At 52.6% G+C, this 14,605-nt stretch carries 13 protein-coding genes; 11 read left to right on the top strand and 2 right to left on the bottom strand.

Features of this window, described 5'->3' with window-relative positions; all coding sequences use genetic code 11:
* Positions 1-11 precede the first annotated feature (11 nt).
* The 11 genes from MKY58_RS20715 (at position 12) to MKY58_RS20665 (ending at position 12,680) form a co-directional block, all read left to right on the top strand.
* Positions 12-1,058, top strand: a complete 1,047-nt coding sequence (locus tag MKY58_RS20715) for a sensor histidine kinase (protein ID WP_339321905.1) — start codon at positions 12-14, stop codon at positions 1,056-1,058.
* Positions 1,055-1,714 carry a response regulator transcription factor gene (locus tag MKY58_RS20710; protein ID WP_339321904.1) on the top strand — a complete coding sequence of 220 codons (660 nt, stop codon included), beginning with the start codon at positions 1,055-1,057 and terminating at the stop codon, positions 1,712-1,714. The genes MKY58_RS20715 and MKY58_RS20710 overlap by 4 nt, the downstream gene beginning before the upstream one ends.
* Before the next feature lie 485 nt (positions 1,715-2,199).
* Entirely contained in the window at positions 2,200-3,813 is a 1,614-nt protein-coding gene (locus tag MKY58_RS20705) for a trypsin-like peptidase domain-containing protein (protein ID WP_339321903.1), read from the top strand.
* 136 nt (positions 3,814-3,949) lie between these two features.
* Positions 3,950-4,639 carry a response regulator transcription factor gene (locus tag MKY58_RS20700; protein ID WP_036714965.1) on the top strand — a complete coding sequence of 230 codons (690 nt, stop codon included), beginning with the start codon at positions 3,950-3,952 and terminating at the stop codon, positions 4,637-4,639.
* A 2-nt stretch (positions 4,640-4,641) separates the two neighbouring features.
* Entirely contained in the window at positions 4,642-6,105 is a 1,464-nt protein-coding gene (locus MKY58_RS20695) for a HAMP domain-containing sensor histidine kinase (RefSeq protein ID WP_339321902.1), read from the top strand.
* Between the two features lie 56 nt (positions 6,106-6,161).
* Complete coding sequence (locus MKY58_RS20690) at positions 6,162-7,109, top strand: 4-hydroxy-3-methylbut-2-enyl diphosphate reductase (protein WP_339321901.1); 948 nt, start codon at positions 6,162-6,164, stop codon at positions 7,107-7,109.
* A gap of 406 nt (positions 7,110-7,515) precedes the next feature.
* Complete coding sequence (gene aroF / locus MKY58_RS20685; protein WP_339321900.1) at positions 7,516-8,568, top strand: 3-deoxy-7-phosphoheptulonate synthase; 1,053 nt, start codon at positions 7,516-7,518, stop codon at positions 8,566-8,568.
* A gap of 252 nt (positions 8,569-8,820) precedes the next feature.
* The gene (gene glnA, locus MKY58_RS20680; protein WP_036714962.1) at positions 8,821-10,245 is read left to right on the top strand and encodes a type I glutamate--ammonia ligase; all 1,425 of its coding nucleotides are present in this window, start codon (positions 8,821-8,823) and stop codon (positions 10,243-10,245) included.
* A 215-nt stretch (positions 10,246-10,460) separates the two neighbouring features.
* Entirely contained in the window at positions 10,461-11,549 is a 1,089-nt protein-coding gene (gene serC, locus MKY58_RS20675) for a 3-phosphoserine/phosphohydroxythreonine transaminase (protein ID WP_036714961.1), read from the top strand.
* Positions 11,550-11,678: 129 nt separating this feature from the next.
* Positions 11,679-12,143: a tRNA (uridine(34)/cytosine(34)/5-carboxymethylaminomethyluridine(34)-2'-O)-methyltransferase TrmL gene (gene trmL / locus MKY58_RS20670; protein WP_339321899.1), complete on the top strand. Its 465-nt coding sequence runs from the start codon at positions 11,679-11,681 to the stop codon at positions 12,141-12,143.
* A 282-nt stretch (positions 12,144-12,425) separates the two neighbouring features.
* Positions 12,426-12,680: an AbrB/MazE/SpoVT family DNA-binding domain-containing protein gene (locus tag MKY58_RS20665; protein ID WP_036714958.1), complete on the top strand. Its 255-nt coding sequence runs from the start codon at positions 12,426-12,428 to the stop codon at positions 12,678-12,680.
* Between the two features lie 290 nt (positions 12,681-12,970).
* On the opposite strand, the gene MKY58_RS20660 is transcribed toward MKY58_RS20665, so the two are convergent.
* Both MKY58_RS20660 and MKY58_RS20655 read right to left on the bottom strand, forming a co-directional pair.
* Positions 12,971-14,038, bottom strand: coding sequence for a phosphodiester glycosidase family protein (locus MKY58_RS20660; RefSeq protein WP_339321898.1), 1,068 nt, complete (start codon positions 14,036-14,038; stop codon positions 12,971-12,973).
* Positions 14,035-14,442, bottom strand: coding sequence for a hypothetical protein (locus MKY58_RS20655; protein ID WP_339321897.1), 408 nt, complete (start codon positions 14,440-14,442; stop codon positions 14,035-14,037). The genes MKY58_RS20660 and MKY58_RS20655 overlap by 4 nt, the downstream gene beginning before the upstream one ends.
* Positions 14,443-14,605: the final 163 nt, after the last annotated feature.

The raw sequence follows: 14,605 nt of genomic DNA, 5'->3' as shown, positions 1-14,605 counted from the left end.
TGCGGAATATTATGAAAAATACGAAGTGGGTGCTGCTGTTTTATTTTATTCTGACTGGCCTGTTGATGAGCGCGGTGCTCGTGATCGGGGCGGACAGCGGATATCTGGTCGTAAAGGGAACCTGGGTTTGGGTCTACACAAGCCTGGGCTTCCTGCTGTTGTCGATCATGATCGGCTATGTGGCCGGCCAGCGGATCCAGCGGAGGGTCGACGTTCTTGAATACAACATGTTGCAAGTGGCCAAAGGCAATTTATCCGTACGGATCGGGGAGTGCGATGACCCGACCTTTGCGCGGCTGTACCATGAGTTCGACAACCTGATGGATGCGATGGAGAAAAAAATGATGCTGCTGCAGCGGATGGGCGAGCAGGAGGTCGTGGAAAAGGAAAAAGCAGCCGAACGGGCCGTTTTGGAGGAACGCCGGCGCATGGCGCGGGACTTGCATGATACGGTCAGCCAGCAGCTGTTCGCCATTCATATGTCCGCCTCCTCGCTTCCCAAAGTGTTGGAACGGAATGCCCAGCAGGGGCAAGTGGTGATGGATCAGCTGATTTTCATGTCCCAGATGGCGCAAAAGCAGATGCGGGCGCTGATCGCCCAGCTCCGCCCGGTTGAGCTTGAAGGCAAAAACCTGGAGGATGCGCTCGAGGTATGGTTCCCGGATTACTGCCGCCAAAACGCGCTCAAAGGGATGAAGGAAGTCGAACTGCAGGGCAAATTGTCCGAAGCGATCGAACATCAGCTGTTTTTGATTATCCAAGAGGCGATGGCGAACATCGTAAAACATGCCCATGCGCGTCTGGTCAGCATGTCGCTGCGCGAAGAGCAAAGACAGGTCGTGCTCAGCATTAGCGATGACGGACAGGGTTTTAACGAGGTGCCGCATAAGACGGGATCTTACGGTTTGTCCACGATGCAGGAGCGCGCCGAGAAATTGGGCGGAAAAGTGGAAATCATCAGCCGTCAAGGTTCCGGAACGACGATTCGCGTACATATACCTAAATTTGTGGAAGGAATGAACGGGGAACAACCACAGGGAGAGGATGAGGAACAATGACGGATGTTTTGAAAGTGATGATCGTCGACGATCATGAAATGGTGCGGATGGGGCTGAAGACGTATTTGATGCTGGAGCCGTCCATCGAGGTCGTGGGCGAAGCGGACAACGGCTCCAAGGTGGTCGATTGGCTGAAAAACGCCGCGCCCGAGCAGTTTCCCGATCTGATCCTGATGGATTTGATGATGCCGGTGATGAACGGCGTGGAAACGACCCGGGCGGTTTTGGCCGAATTCCCCGCCATGAAAATCGTCATTTTGACCAGCTTTCTCGAGGATGAGCTTGTCGTGGATGCGGTGGAGGCCGGCGCCGTCAGCTACGTGCTAAAAACCGTGTCGGCGGATGAGCTGATCTATGCCCTTCAGGGCGCCAACCGCGGCATGCCGGTCATGACCGGCGACGTGTCGCAGGCGCTGGCCCGCGGCATTCGGCAGCGTACCGTCCAGGGCGATTCCTCCGGGCTCACCGAACGGGAGAAAGAGGTGCTGCTTCTGATCGCCGAAGGCAAAAGCAACAAAGAGATCGCCGAAGAGCTGCACATCAGCATCAAAACCGTCAAAACCCACGTCAGCAACCTGCTGATGAAATGCGAGCTGGAGGACCGGACGCAGCTGGCCATTTACGCGCACCGCAAAGGATGGGTGCAGGGAGGGTAAATGAGAGCGGTCCGGCTCCCAAGGAAATTCGTCGATCCTTTTTCTTTTAGAAATCAGTTTGAAATTACCCTGTGGAGAGCGTCCTGATTTCGCAAGAAAAACAACCTCTGAACGCGGTCTGGCTCCCAAGGAAATTCGTCGATCCTTTTTCTTTTAGAAATCAGTTTGAAATTGCCCCGTGGAGAGCGTCCTGATTTCGCAAGAAAAACCACCTTTTAAATGCGGTCTGGCTCCCAAGGAAATTCGTCGATCCTTTTTCTTTTAGAAATCAGTTTGAAATTACCCCGTGGGGAGCATCCTGATTTCGCAAGAAAAACAACCTCTGAACGCGGTCTGTCGACTTTGAAATTACATCGATCTTGTTTTTCTTATCTCCTTTTTAATTGTTTTTAATCTGTGGTTAAGGTTTATAGTACATCATATATACAGATAAACAATTCCCCTACGAAATTGATATATAACAAGGGTGCACAGGAGGCATTATTATGGACGAAAGAAACAGATCGGGTCAACCTGAAGACGAATTTCAAAACGACGGCGTCAAACGTCAAGGATCTTCCGAATCGGGTTCTTCATATTATTATTCCTATGGACCGTTTCAGTCGATCGGCAAGGATCGCGCCGAACAGCATGGCGCCGAAAGCCACGGCAGACAGGAGGACGTCGAAATTACGCCTCCGAATCCGGTCCGGCCGCTCCCGACAGCAAATGCATACCGTTCATCGGCCGACTCCGGCAATCCCGGCGGAACGGGAGGGGGCGGCGGCAACTGGCAATTTAACCAGAAGCCGCCGCAGAAAACTTCCGTCAAAACGGTGTTGATTTCGTTCCTGGCCGGCGTGGTCGTCATTTCGGCGCTCATGTTTACATCCGACCGGATGAACCTGTTTACGCCGGACACGGCCGCCCAGTCTGGAGAGCAAACCAGCGCGCCGGTAACGGCGGCTCCGGAAAACAGCAACGGCAGCAATCAACCCGCTTCGCTTCCGTTGAACAAGCCGCTTGACGTCTCGGGCGTCGTGGAACAAGCCGGACCGGCAGTCGTGAAGATCGAAACGCTCGTGAAATCGAACAGCCGGAACTCGCAGTCCCAATCGCCGTTTATGAACGATCCGTTTTCGTTCTTCTTCGGCGGTGAGAGCGATTATTACGGCAACAACGGTGGGGATTCCGGATCCGGCCAAAATTCGCAGAATCAAGGAAAATCGCAGCTGGTTCCGTACGGCATCGGCTCCGGATTCATCTATAAAAAAGACGGCTACATTTTAACGAATGAGCACGTCATTGAAAACGCGGATGTCATCCAGGTAACGATCGAAAACGATAGCAAAACGTATGAAGCCAAACTGCTCGGCAAATCCAAGGATCTTGACCTTGCCGTGCTGAAAATCGAAGGCAGCAAGGACTTCCCGGTCGTGCCGCTCGGCGATTCCAGCAACATGAAAGTCGGTCAGCCGGTCGTTGCGATCGGCAACCCGCAAGGTTTTGACCACTCGGTTACGACAGGGGTTCTCAGCGCCCGCGAGCGTACGATCGACGTTGGCGACGATAACGGTTCGGATACGAGAAAATACCAGCATCTGCTGCAAACCGACGCTTCCATCAACCCCGGCAACTCCGGCGGTCCGCTTCTGAACCTGAACGGCGAAGTCATCGGCATGAACGTCGCCGTCAGCAAAGATTCGCAAGGCATCGGGTTTGCCATCCCGGCGAGCACGATCAAAAACGTCGTTCAGAAGCTTGAAAACAACCAGGAAATTCCGAAAGATCCGGAACCGTTTATTGGCGTCAAGCTGATTACTTTGACGGATGAAGTAGCCAAACAGATGGGAACGGACATTACGGAAGGAAGCGTGGTTGCGGAAGTGACGTTTAGATCGCCTGCATATGAAGCTGATTTGCGCCCATATGACATTATTACCGGCGTGGACGGCACGAGCGTTAAAACCAACACCGATTTGGTAAATTATATCCAAAAACAAAAAGTTGGCGCGAAAGTTACGCTTCATGTCGTCCGCAACGGCAAAAAGATGGATATGCAAGTCACCATCGGCGACAAAAACAAATACAACATTCCTTCTGAAGACAGCAATCAGTGATCATCGGAAGGCTACAATCAACAGCGGAAGGGAAGGTCCCTTCCGCTGTTGGCGTACAAGGATGCAAACGCAAAACTTCACTGCTACAATAGAAATAACAACGAACTTAGTTAAGAAATAAAGGAGCCATCCGTTTATGCGATCGAAAGTATTGATAATTGACGACGACGAAAAAATCATTTCCATGCTGCGCAGAGGGCTTGCGTTTGAAGGGTACGATATTATTACGGCCAGCAACGGAGCGGAAGGGTTAAAAAGCGTGTTGAACAGCGAACCCGATCTGGTGATCCTCGACGTGATGATGCCGCAGGTGGATGGATTCGAGGTGTGCCGCCGTTTGCGCGAAGGCGGAATCCGCGTGCCGATCCTGATGCTGACGGCGAAAGACGAGATCGAGCACCGCGTGAAAGGGCTGGATCTTGGCGCCGACGATTATTTGGTCAAACCGTTTGCGCTTGAGGAGCTTTTGGCCCGTGTTCGCGCATTGCTGCGGCGGAAGCCCGGCCAGGAGGAAGCGGAAGACCATCGCTTGACCTTCGAGGACATCGTGCTTGACGTCGATTCCCGGGAGGTGCTCCGCGGCGGCCAGCGTCTGGAGCTGACTGCGAAGGAATTCGAGCTGCTGCATCTGTTTATGCAAAATCCGAAACGCGTGTTGTCCCGCGACCTCATCATGGATAAAATTTGGGGCTACGATTACAGCGGCGAATCCAACGTGCTTGAGGTCTACATCGCGATGCTGCGGCAAAAAACCGAGGAACATGGAGGCAAACGCGTAATCCAGACGATTCGGGGGGCCGGCTATATTCTGAGAGGTGACTCCTAAACATGTCCATACGACTCCGGCTGACAGCCTGGTATACGTGCATCTTGGCCGTGACGCTGATCTTGTTTGGCTCTGCCGTGTATGGGGTGGTTCATTTTTATACTTTTTCTAAAGTGAAGAGCAATCTTGAAGAGCAGAGCAAACAAATTCAGCCTAATCTGGTGTTGTACATTTCCCAAGGTGAATTAAAATTTGATATTGGCGGGTTGTCTGCAACTTCGGGTTTTCAATCATCCCAGATCTTTGGACAGTTGCATGATTATAATAATAATCGCGACCTGATCACGGAAAATTTGGGGAGGATGAAAAAGACCTTTCCCGTCCCTTCCGCAAAGAATGCTTTTAACGTCGATACATTTGAGACCTTCCGCTTAAACGGCAATCCTTTTATGGTCTATCAAAAGCCGGTTGTTGTTCAGAATCAGTTAATCGGATTTTTGCAACTCGCCGTTTGGACCGGTCACGAGGAGGAATTGCTAAGCCTTCTCCGTTCCATATTGATCATCAGCGCCACCATCATGGTACTCATGGCTACCACCTTCGGCTTGTTCCTCGCCCGCAAGTCGATAGCCCCGATCGGGAAAGTCATCGAAGCGGCCGACCAAATCCAGAAGGGCTCAGACCTGAGCGTCCGAATCGCTTACGACGGGCCGCAGGACGAGATCGGGCAGCTGATCAATACGGTCAACAACATGCTGGGCCGGATGGAAGGCTTTTATAAAAACTTGGAGGAATCCTACGCCGCGCAGCGTCGGTTCGTCTCGGACGCGTCCCATGAGCTGCGCACGCCGCTCACGACGATCCGGGGCAACGTCGATCTGCTGCAAAAGATGTGGTCCAAGGACGATTCCGAACGGCCGAATCTGGATGAAGAGACCATGCATCAGATGACGCTCGAAGCGGTCAGCGACATCGCGGACGAATCGAAGCGGATGAGCAGGCTGGTCAGCGATATGCTGTCGTTGGCCCGCGCCGATACCGGGCGGACCTTCGAGAAGCAGCCGGTGCCGCTGGAAATTCTCGTCGAGGAAGTGGCCCGCCGGGCCAAAATGCTGCCGCGCACGGCCGAATGGATTACGGGGGACTTTTCCGTCCTGAACGGCGTTTATATTAACGGCAACAAGGATTACATGCAGCAAATGCTGTTCATTTTTATCGAAAACGCGTTCAAATATACGCCGGAAGGCCAGGTCGTGTTCGATGCCTTTATTTACAAAAACCAGGTAGGCATTCGGATATCCGATACCGGCATCGGCATGGACAAAGAAGAAGTGCCGCATATTTTCGACCGCTTCTACCGGGCCGACCAATCGCGCGGCGTGACGGAAGGCATCGGCCTCGGCTTGTCCATCGCCAAATGGATCATCGACGAGCTGGAAGGTTCGGTGGAGGTCGTGACGCGCCTCGGAGAAGGGACGACGTTTATCATCTGGCTGCCGATCGTCTTTCCGACGCCACTCGAATAGGGTATAATGAATAGATGTTAGCTGAAACAGCATAAGGAAAGCAGGTGAAGTCAGGCATGGAAGTTATTAAAATATCACCGCGCGGATACTGCTACGGCGTCGTGGACGCCATGGTGCTTGCGCGCCAGGCGGCCCAGAACCTGGATCTCCCGCGGCCTATATATATTCTCGGCATGATTGTTCATAACAGCCATGTGACGAACTCTTTCGAAGACGAAGGCATCATCACGCTCGACGGAACCAACCGCTTGGACATTTTGAACCAGGTGGATAAAGGGACGGTCATTTTCACCGCCCACGGCGTTTCGCCCGAAGTACGGCGTATTGCCCGGGAAAAGGGACTGACGACGGTCGATGCGACTTGCCCGGACGTAACGAAAACGCATGATTTGATCCGCGAGAAGGTAGCGGACGGATACGAGATTATTTACATCGGCAAAAAAGGCCATCCCGAGCCGGAAGGCGCCATCGGCATTGCGCCGGAACACGTGCATCTCATTGAGAAGGAAGAAGAAATCGATCAGCTGGACATTCCTTCTTCCAAAATCGTCATTACGAACCAGACGACGATGAGCCAGTGGGATATCAAGCACATCGTGAAAAAGCTGCTCGAACTGTATCCGTCGGCGGAAGTGCATAACGAAATTTGCCTTGCGACGCAGGTTCGGCAGGAAGCGGTGGCTGAGCAGGCCGGCCAGGCCGATCTGGTCATCGTCGTGGGCGACCCGAGAAGCAACAATTCGAATCGATTGGCGCAGGTTTCCGAGGAGATCGCCCATGTCAAAGCGTACCGGATCGCGGACATTACCGAGCTGAAACGCGAATGGCTGGAGGGCGTCACCAAGGTGGCGGTGACTTCGGGGGCATCGACGCCGACGCCGATCACGAAAGAAGTCATCAACTATTTAGAGCAATACGATCCGAATAACGAAGAAACCTGGGAAATCAAACGGACGGTAAACATGCAAAAGCTTTTGCCTCCGGTCAAAAACATCAGATCGTAAAAAGCGATGCCAAATAAGCGATTAGGGAACAGCGGTACAAGAGATCCACGTCTTGTGCCGCTGTTTTTTTATTTCCTTACATCAGTCCGTTTTCTAGAAAATACGAGACGAAGCGGCGGAAACGATAGAAGCAGCGCGCGAGGTATCGGCAAAATCCCCGATGACCAGACGCCAGGAACCAATTGATTTTATGGCCCGGTCTTGACGGGGGGCGGAAAATGGTTTATTGTTACTTTATCGATTAAAAGCATAAAAGCTAAAAAGCTAAAACGCGTTTAAGCAAATAGGTGAATGTCACCCCCGAATTGATCGGATTGAAGAGTGTCGGCTTATCAAGCTTTCCGGAACCCGGCTTCCGGGATTCGATTCGGCATAAACAACCTGATAATAGAGAGGAATGGTAATCATGATCGTCATTACATCCAATACAACTCCCGAAGAACAAATCCAAGATATCGTTCGCGTCATCGAAAAGAACGGGCTCCAGGCCCATATTTCCAAAGGCTCGGACCGTACGGTGATCGGGCTCGTCGGGAAAGTGGACCCGTCGATCGCCGAACATTTGCGGCAGATGAAAGGCGTCGAAAACGTCGTTAAAATCACGAAATCGTATAAATTGGCAAGCCGCGACTTCCATCCGGAAAACACGGTGATCGACATTAAAGGCGTTAAAATCGGCGGCGACGAGCTGGTCGTCATGGGCGGACCTTGCGCCGTGGAATCGGCGGCCCAAATCGACGAAATCGCCAAACTCGTGAAAGCGGCCGGCGGACAGGTGCTGCGCGGCGGCGCATTTAAACCGCGCACAGGCCCGTACAGCTTCCAAGGCGTCGGCGTCGAGGGGCTGATCATGATGGCCGAAGCGGGGCAAAAACACGGCCTGCTTACGATCACCGAAGTCATGACGCCGGAATACGTGGATATCTGTGCGGAATACGCCGACATTTTGCAGGTCGGCACGCGCAACATGCAGAACTTCGACCTGCTGCGCAAGCTGGGAACCTGCGGCAAGCCGGTGCTTCTGAAGCGCGGTTTCAGCGCGACCTACGACGAGCTGCTTAATGCCGCCGAATACATTCTTGCCGGCGGAAATCCGAACGTTATGCTGTGCGAACGCGGCATCCGCACATTCGAGAGCTACACGCGCAACACGCTGGACCTGTCGGCGATTCCCGTGCTGCAGCAGCTCAGCCACCTCCCGGTCATTTCCGATCCAAGCCACGGCACGGGCCGCCGCGAGCTGGTGGAACCGATGTCCAAAGCATCCGTGGCCGCCGGAGCCAACGGGCTTATTATCGAGATGCATACCGATCCCGACAACTCGATGACGGGCGACGGCGTGCAGTCGCTGTTCCCGGACCAATTCGCGGCGCTGCTGAAGGATTTGGAAAAGCTCGCTCCGCTCGTCGGACGCACCTTCAACACGGAAAAGGCCCCGGCTGAGGCGTTTGTCGTCTAATCGGCCGGTTCATAACTTGCGATATACAAGCCTGCTCACCGGCTCCCAGACCGGGTGGGCAGGCTATTTGCGTGCGGATAACATAGGCTTGAAACCAAATGTGTAAGAATACCTGACACAGGTCAAAAAAATACCTGACATGGATATTGACGATGTCAGGTTTTGCGTTTTATAATGACGACATAAATAGTAGATACTGAACGTTCACGTAGAAAATGCGGGTAAATGTTCGGATAATGGGAGGAAGAGAACATGTCGGTTGAAAATGTGTTGAAAACGATCAAAGATAATGCAATTGAGTGGGTGGATTTTCGTTTTGTGGATTTGTCTGGCCGTGCCCATCACATTTCTTTGCCTGCCAGAGAAGTGGATGAGGAAACGTTCGTAAACGGGGTTGCGTTTGACGGCTCTTCCATCGCCGGATTCCGCGGAATCGAAGAATCCGACATGGTTATGATGCCCGATCCGGAAGCGGCATTCATCGATCCGTTTACCGCACATCCGACCATCAACATCATGTGCAACATCTATACGCCGGACGGCGAGCGTTACGAGCGCGATCCGCGCAGCATCGCGGCGAAAGCGGAGGAATATCTGCAAGCCAGCGGCATCGGAACAGCTGCATTTTTCGCGCCGGAGTCCGAGTTCTTTATTTTTGATGACGTACGTTACGAAAGCAGCATGAACAGCTCTTCCTTCTATGTGGATTCCGAAGAAGCCGCATGGAATACGAACCGCAAGGAAGACGGCGGCAACCTCGGCTTCAAGGTCAGAGTGAAAGGCGGATACGTGCCGGTCGCTCCTGTCGATACGCAGCAGGACATTCGCAGCGAAATGTGCCGCCTGCTTGAAGAAGTGGGACTGCGCGTGGAACGCCATCACCATGAAGTGGCAACCGCAGGCCAAGCCGAAATCAACTTCCGTTTCGACACCCTGAAGAAAACAGCGGATAACCTGCTGATCTACAAATATATCGTGCACAACACGGCCCGCCAATACGGCAAAGTGGCAACCTTCATGCCGAAACCGCTTTTCGGCGACAACGGCAGCGGCATGCACGTGCACCAATCGATTTTCGACGGCGATACCCCGCTATTCTATGAAAAAGGCGGCTACGCCAACCTGAGCGAGATGGCTCTTCACTACATCGGCGGCATCCTGTACCATGCGCCTGCGCTGCTTGCGCTCACGAATCCGTCGACCAACTCGTTCAAACGTCTGGTTCCGGGCTACGAAGCGCCTGTAAACCTCGTATTCTCCAAGGGCAACCGTTCCGCGGCCATCCGCATTCCGGTCGCTGCCGTAACGCCGAAAGGCTGCCGCATCGAGTTCCGCACGCCGGACTCCACGGCCAACCCTTACTTGGCCTTCTCCGCGATGCTTATGGCCGGCCTCGACGGCATCAAGCGCAAAATCAACCCGGTTGAGCTCGGCTACGGACCGATGGACAAAAACATCTACGAGCTCTCCGACGAGCAAAAAGCCGAAATCCGCAGCGTGCCGGGCACGTTGGACGAAGCGCTCGACGCGCTGAAAGCGGACCATGAGTTCCTGCTTGAAGGCGGCGTATTTACGAAAGAATTCATCGATAACTTTATCGAATTGAAACGCGGCGAAGCCAAAGCGGTATCGATCCGGATTCATCCGCATGAATATAGTCTGTATTTTGACTGCTAATCGAAGATGTTGGCGAAAGGCTGTCCCAGCACGGGGCAGTCTCTTTCGTTTTGCAATTCTTTAAAGCTTTAATTAGGGAAATATGCTAAAGTGGGATAAGGAACGATGGCAAACCGGGACCTGGTGCTTGTGCATTTTGGTACTTGATGCCTTCCCGGATACCTGCTATCATTGAATTCAAAAATTCGAGTACAGAGAGAGGATGGAGAGTTAACGTGAGCAAGAGAGCATACAATTTCAATGCGGGGCCGGCGGCGCTGCCGCTTGAAGTGTTGACGCGCGCGCAAGCGGAGTTTGTTGATTTTCGGGGAACGGGCATGTCCATCATGGAAATGTCGCACCGGGGCAAAGTATACGAAGAAGTCCACCATGAAGCGGAAAGCCGCCTGTTGTCGCTTCTCGGCAATCCCGAAGGCTACAAGGTGCTGTTTTTGCAAGGGGGAGCCAGCACGCAGTTTGCGATGATTCCGATGAACTTTTTGACCGAAGGCAAAACGGCAAGCTACGTCAAAAGCGGAAGCTGGGCGGACAAAGCGATCAAGGAAGCGAAGCTGATCGGCGAAACGCATATCGCAGCCTCTTCGGAAGCGGACAAGTATATGAAGATTCCCGATCTTGCAAGCATCGAAATTCCGGAAAACGCGGCATACCTGCACGTGACCTCCAACGAAACGATTGAAGGGACGCAATACCAGCAGTATCCGGCCACCGGAAACGTGCCGCTGATCGCGGATATGTCCAGCGACATTTTGTGCCGCGAATTCGACGCGACGCAGTTCGATTTTATTTATGCGGGCGCTCAGAAAAACCTGGGACCTTCCGGGGTTACGGTCGTCATCGCCCGGGAGGCCATGCTGGCCGATTCTCCGAGCCACATTCCGACGATGCTTCGTTACAGCACGCATGCGAAAAACGACTCTCTGTACAACACGCCTCCGTCTTTTTCGGTATATATGGTGAACGAGGTTTTGAAATGGATCGAGGAGCAGGGCGGCCTTGCCGGAGTCGAACGGGCCAACCGCAAGAAAGCGGGACTTATTTATGATATAATCGATAGCAGCGAAGGCTTCTATCGCGGTCCCGTGGATGCCGGCAGCCGCTCGATCATGAACATTACGTTCCGCCTGGCATCGGAAGAACTCGAAAAGCAGTTCATCAAGGAATCGGAGCAGGCAGGATTCGTAGGCCTGAAGGGTCACCGCAGCGTCGGCGGACTGCGCGCTTCGATTTACAACGCGGTGCCTTATGAAAGCTGCAAAGCTTTGGTCGATTTCATGGCCGATTTCCAAAAGCGTCATGGATAAGGCAAGCTGAAACGGACTTTAGCCTGTGGAACAGACAGCCTTTCGCCCAACGGCGAAGGGCTTTTTCGTTGCTTTATGGCGGCGGTTTCCCGCTTTGAATCTTGAATCTGAAGGATGGAGTGATTGATTATGGCACTGCATATCGTGCTTGTAGAACCTGAAATACCGGCCAATACCGGAAATATCGCAAGAACCTGCGCGGCGACGGGCACCCATTTGCATTTGGTGCGTCCGCTCGGATTCAGCACGGATGATGCGAAGCTGAAAAGAGCGGGCCTGGATTACTGGTATGCCGTTCACATCGAATACCATGATTCGTTTGCGGAGCTGCAGGAGAAATACCCGGAAGGCCGTTTCTTCTATACTTCGACAAAAGCAGACAAACGCTATACCGACGTCGAGTTCCGGGACGGGGATTTTCTTGTGTTCGGAAAAGAGACCAAGGGACTACCGCCGGAGCTGCTTGCCGCGAATCCCGACACCTGCATCCGCATGCCGATGACCGACAAGGTGCGCTCTTTGAATTTGTCCAATTCGGCGGCGATCATCGTGTACGAAGCGCTGCGCCAGCTCGATTTTCCCGGCATGAAGTAAGTTTCTAAAAGAAAGAAATAAAAATGTTTATCGTTAGCAGGATTCGACATCCGTACATCGAACTATTAAAAAAGACCCATATTTTTGTGATTGGAAAAGGCATCCTGGCCGTAAGGAGTACTTTCTAATCAGGGGGGAAATGTCCTTCGACGGCATTCGAGCATATGAATCCGCGCGAATCGACGTTTTCTTCGCGATTGTAGAGATGGTTCGGCCCCGTTCGCAAATCATGTCTATAATCCCATAAGTTGAATAGTTAAATAGGAGAGGTGTAGTTTGTCTATGAAACCTGCTGGCGTAGTTCGCAAAGTCGATCAGCTGGGGAGAATCGTCTTGCCCAAATCGTTAAGAAAACGGTATCAGATGAATGAGGGGGACCCTGTCGAAATTTTGGTGCAGGGAGATCATATCATTTTGGAGCGTTATCGTCCGAAATGCGTATTCTGCGGCTCCATGGAAGAAGTGAGCGAGTTCAAGGAACGTTATATTTGCGGGCAGTGCCAATCCGACATGGCGCAGCTGCAAAGGCACGCATAATGACCAAAATCAGGCATCACGAATGCATTCGTGATGTTTCTTTTTTAGCGGCTGAAGAAAACGAAAAAAAGGCTTCCTGGTTCAGGAAGCCTTTTGGGCCGTGGATTAAAGGCCTTTGGTCTTATCATCGTTATAAGCCGCGGTTAGAATGCCTGCCAGGAACATAGCAAGCACCAGTGCAATAATCCAAAACGTTAATGAGAACGACATGAAGGCCACCTCCCGCTAATCTACCATGCTCATAAACCATATTATACCCACACTTCGGCAAAAAATAAATGAATATCGTTTTATTTGAAAAATAAAAAGTGGGTCGGCACCGGCCGCAGGCTGCCGTCCGACGGATGGTTGACGACTCTTCCGTTCACAATAAGGGAAGAAGAACCGCCGCCGTCAAGATTATAGGCATCAATGACGCCAAGCCCGTACAGTTTGCTTTGAAGCTCTTGCAGAGTCGCCCCGGAGCTGCCGCTTTCGTTGTAACCGTCGACGACAAGGATCAAAAGCTGGTCGTCCTTATAGTTTCCGATCAAGGTACGCGGCGCACGGTACGGGGACGTTTTCCATTTTTCCGGAATCGGCATCGGCTGCCCGTTTTTCAGCAGAACCGGCACGAACGTAGCCCCGAATCTCGGTTTGAGGCGATCCAAATCCGCCTGGTTCGAAAATTTGCCGCCGATCAGCTTGCCAGCATCGTTCAGGCCCACAAAAAACAGATCCTTGAAGCTGGGCTCGAATCCGTTGACGTATTTTCCGTTCAGCACCGTGGTGCTCAGCGGGTAACGCTTGCCGCCGCTATCGGCAAACCCTCCGGCGTTGATGCCGGCCACGGCGCCTTTCCGGTTGACGGCCTGAAGCGTCGTTTCCGCCCCGCCGACTTTGTCGCGGCCAAGCGCCATCTGCATGGCGTCCGGGTCCTTGAGCTTCACTTTCATCGCGTACCCCTGGTATACGCCGGGATTCACGCGGTACAGCTCGATCCGGATCCGGCTGCTTTCGACCCGCTCGAACGGGGTACCGAGCTTGACGCTGATCCTGCGATTATAAATGGACTCGGGTCGCGCCGCCTGGGTTTGCGCCGTCTTGACGATGGCATTCATGGCGGCGGTCGTCTGTTTATACAGGGCCGAAGTTTTGCGAATCGAAGAAATGGTCGCCTTTACGGTTTGATCGGCCTTGTCCAGGTTTTGCTTGAGCTGCACCGTTTGGGCCGCCAGCGTTTGCTTAGGGACGTAGGAGGCCGTATGTACCTCCACATGCATCGAATTGAAGCTGAACAACATAAACGCGAACATGCCCAAAAAAGGTCCGGTCGCAAGCAGGAAAAACCGGTTGATTTTCTTTTTCGTCGAAATCATTTCAGCAAGTCCATTTTCCGCTGAAGTTCGCTCAGCTGTTTTTTGACTTCGTTCAGCTGGGTGTACAGCTTATTGCTGTTATCCGTTTTGCTGGTCGCGTTGTCTTTGGTGAACGTCAGCAGCTCGTTAAACGACTGCACCTTGCTTTCGAGCTCTTTTACTTCCCCGGACAATTCCGCAAACCTGGCTTCATAGCTTTGCTTCAGCTCATCCATTTGTTTGTGCGTGTCGGCCTGAATCTGCCGGACCATTTCCTGCTTCATATGATTGCTGTATAGATAAGCGCTGGTTATGCCTGCGGCTATAAGCAATACCCAAATGATCAAAACGAGCATGACGGAAGGGGATTTTCCCCGGCTTGTCCGGTTTTGATAGGCGGAGGAAGGATCGGTGTTCGTTTGCATATCATCACCCCGGTTACAATTGGTTTTTTTGCCAGTCCTCATTCTAACATTCCCCTACCAATTTCGCAAAAATGAATCTAAAGTCACAGAAAAGCCTAAAAAGAGATTGCGCCATATGGAAGCGTTGCGATACAATCTTGTTAGATTTATTTGCTGCAGGGAG

The sequence above is a fragment of the Paenibacillus sp. FSL W8-0194 genome, assembly GCF_037969745.1.
GTDB lineage: Bacteria > Bacillota > Bacilli > Paenibacillales > Paenibacillaceae > Paenibacillus_AQ > Paenibacillus_AQ cookii.
This window is presented reverse-complemented; position numbering and strand designations above follow the sequence as displayed.

Bases quoted from the DNA above. Each gene is read 5' to 3' on its own strand.
- MKY58_RS20715 (WP_339321905.1), top strand. From the start codon at position 12: ATGAAAAATACGAAGTGGGTGCTGCTGTTTTATTTTATTCTGACTGGC.
- MKY58_RS20710 (WP_339321904.1), top strand. From the start codon at position 1,055: ATGACGGATGTTTTGAAAGTGATGATCGTCGACGATCATGAAATGGTG.
- MKY58_RS20705 (WP_339321903.1), top strand. From the start codon at position 2,200: ATGGACGAAAGAAACAGATCGGGTCAACCTGAAGACGAATTTCAAAAC.
- MKY58_RS20700 (WP_036714965.1), top strand. From the start codon at position 3,950: ATGCGATCGAAAGTATTGATAATTGACGACGACGAAAAAATCATTTCC.
- MKY58_RS20695 (WP_339321902.1), top strand. From the start codon at position 4,642: ATGTCCATACGACTCCGGCTGACAGCCTGGTATACGTGCATCTTGGCC.
- MKY58_RS20690 (WP_339321901.1), top strand. From the start codon at position 6,162: ATGGAAGTTATTAAAATATCACCGCGCGGATACTGCTACGGCGTCGTG.
- aroF (WP_339321900.1), top strand. From the start codon at position 7,516: ATGATCGTCATTACATCCAATACAACTCCCGAAGAACAAATCCAAGAT.
- glnA (WP_036714962.1), top strand. From the start codon at position 8,821: ATGTCGGTTGAAAATGTGTTGAAAACGATCAAAGATAATGCAATTGAG.
- trmL (WP_339321899.1), top strand. From the start codon at position 11,679: ATGGCACTGCATATCGTGCTTGTAGAACCTGAAATACCGGCCAATACC.
- MKY58_RS20665 (WP_036714958.1), top strand. From the start codon at position 12,426: ATGAAACCTGCTGGCGTAGTTCGCAAAGTCGATCAGCTGGGGAGAATC.
- MKY58_RS20660 (WP_339321898.1), bottom strand. From the start codon at position 14,038: ATGATTTCGACGAAAAAGAAAATCAACCGGTTTTTCCTGCTTGCGACC.
- MKY58_RS20655 (WP_339321897.1), bottom strand. From the start codon at position 14,442: ATGCAAACGAACACCGATCCTTCCTCCGCCTATCAAAACCGGACAAGC.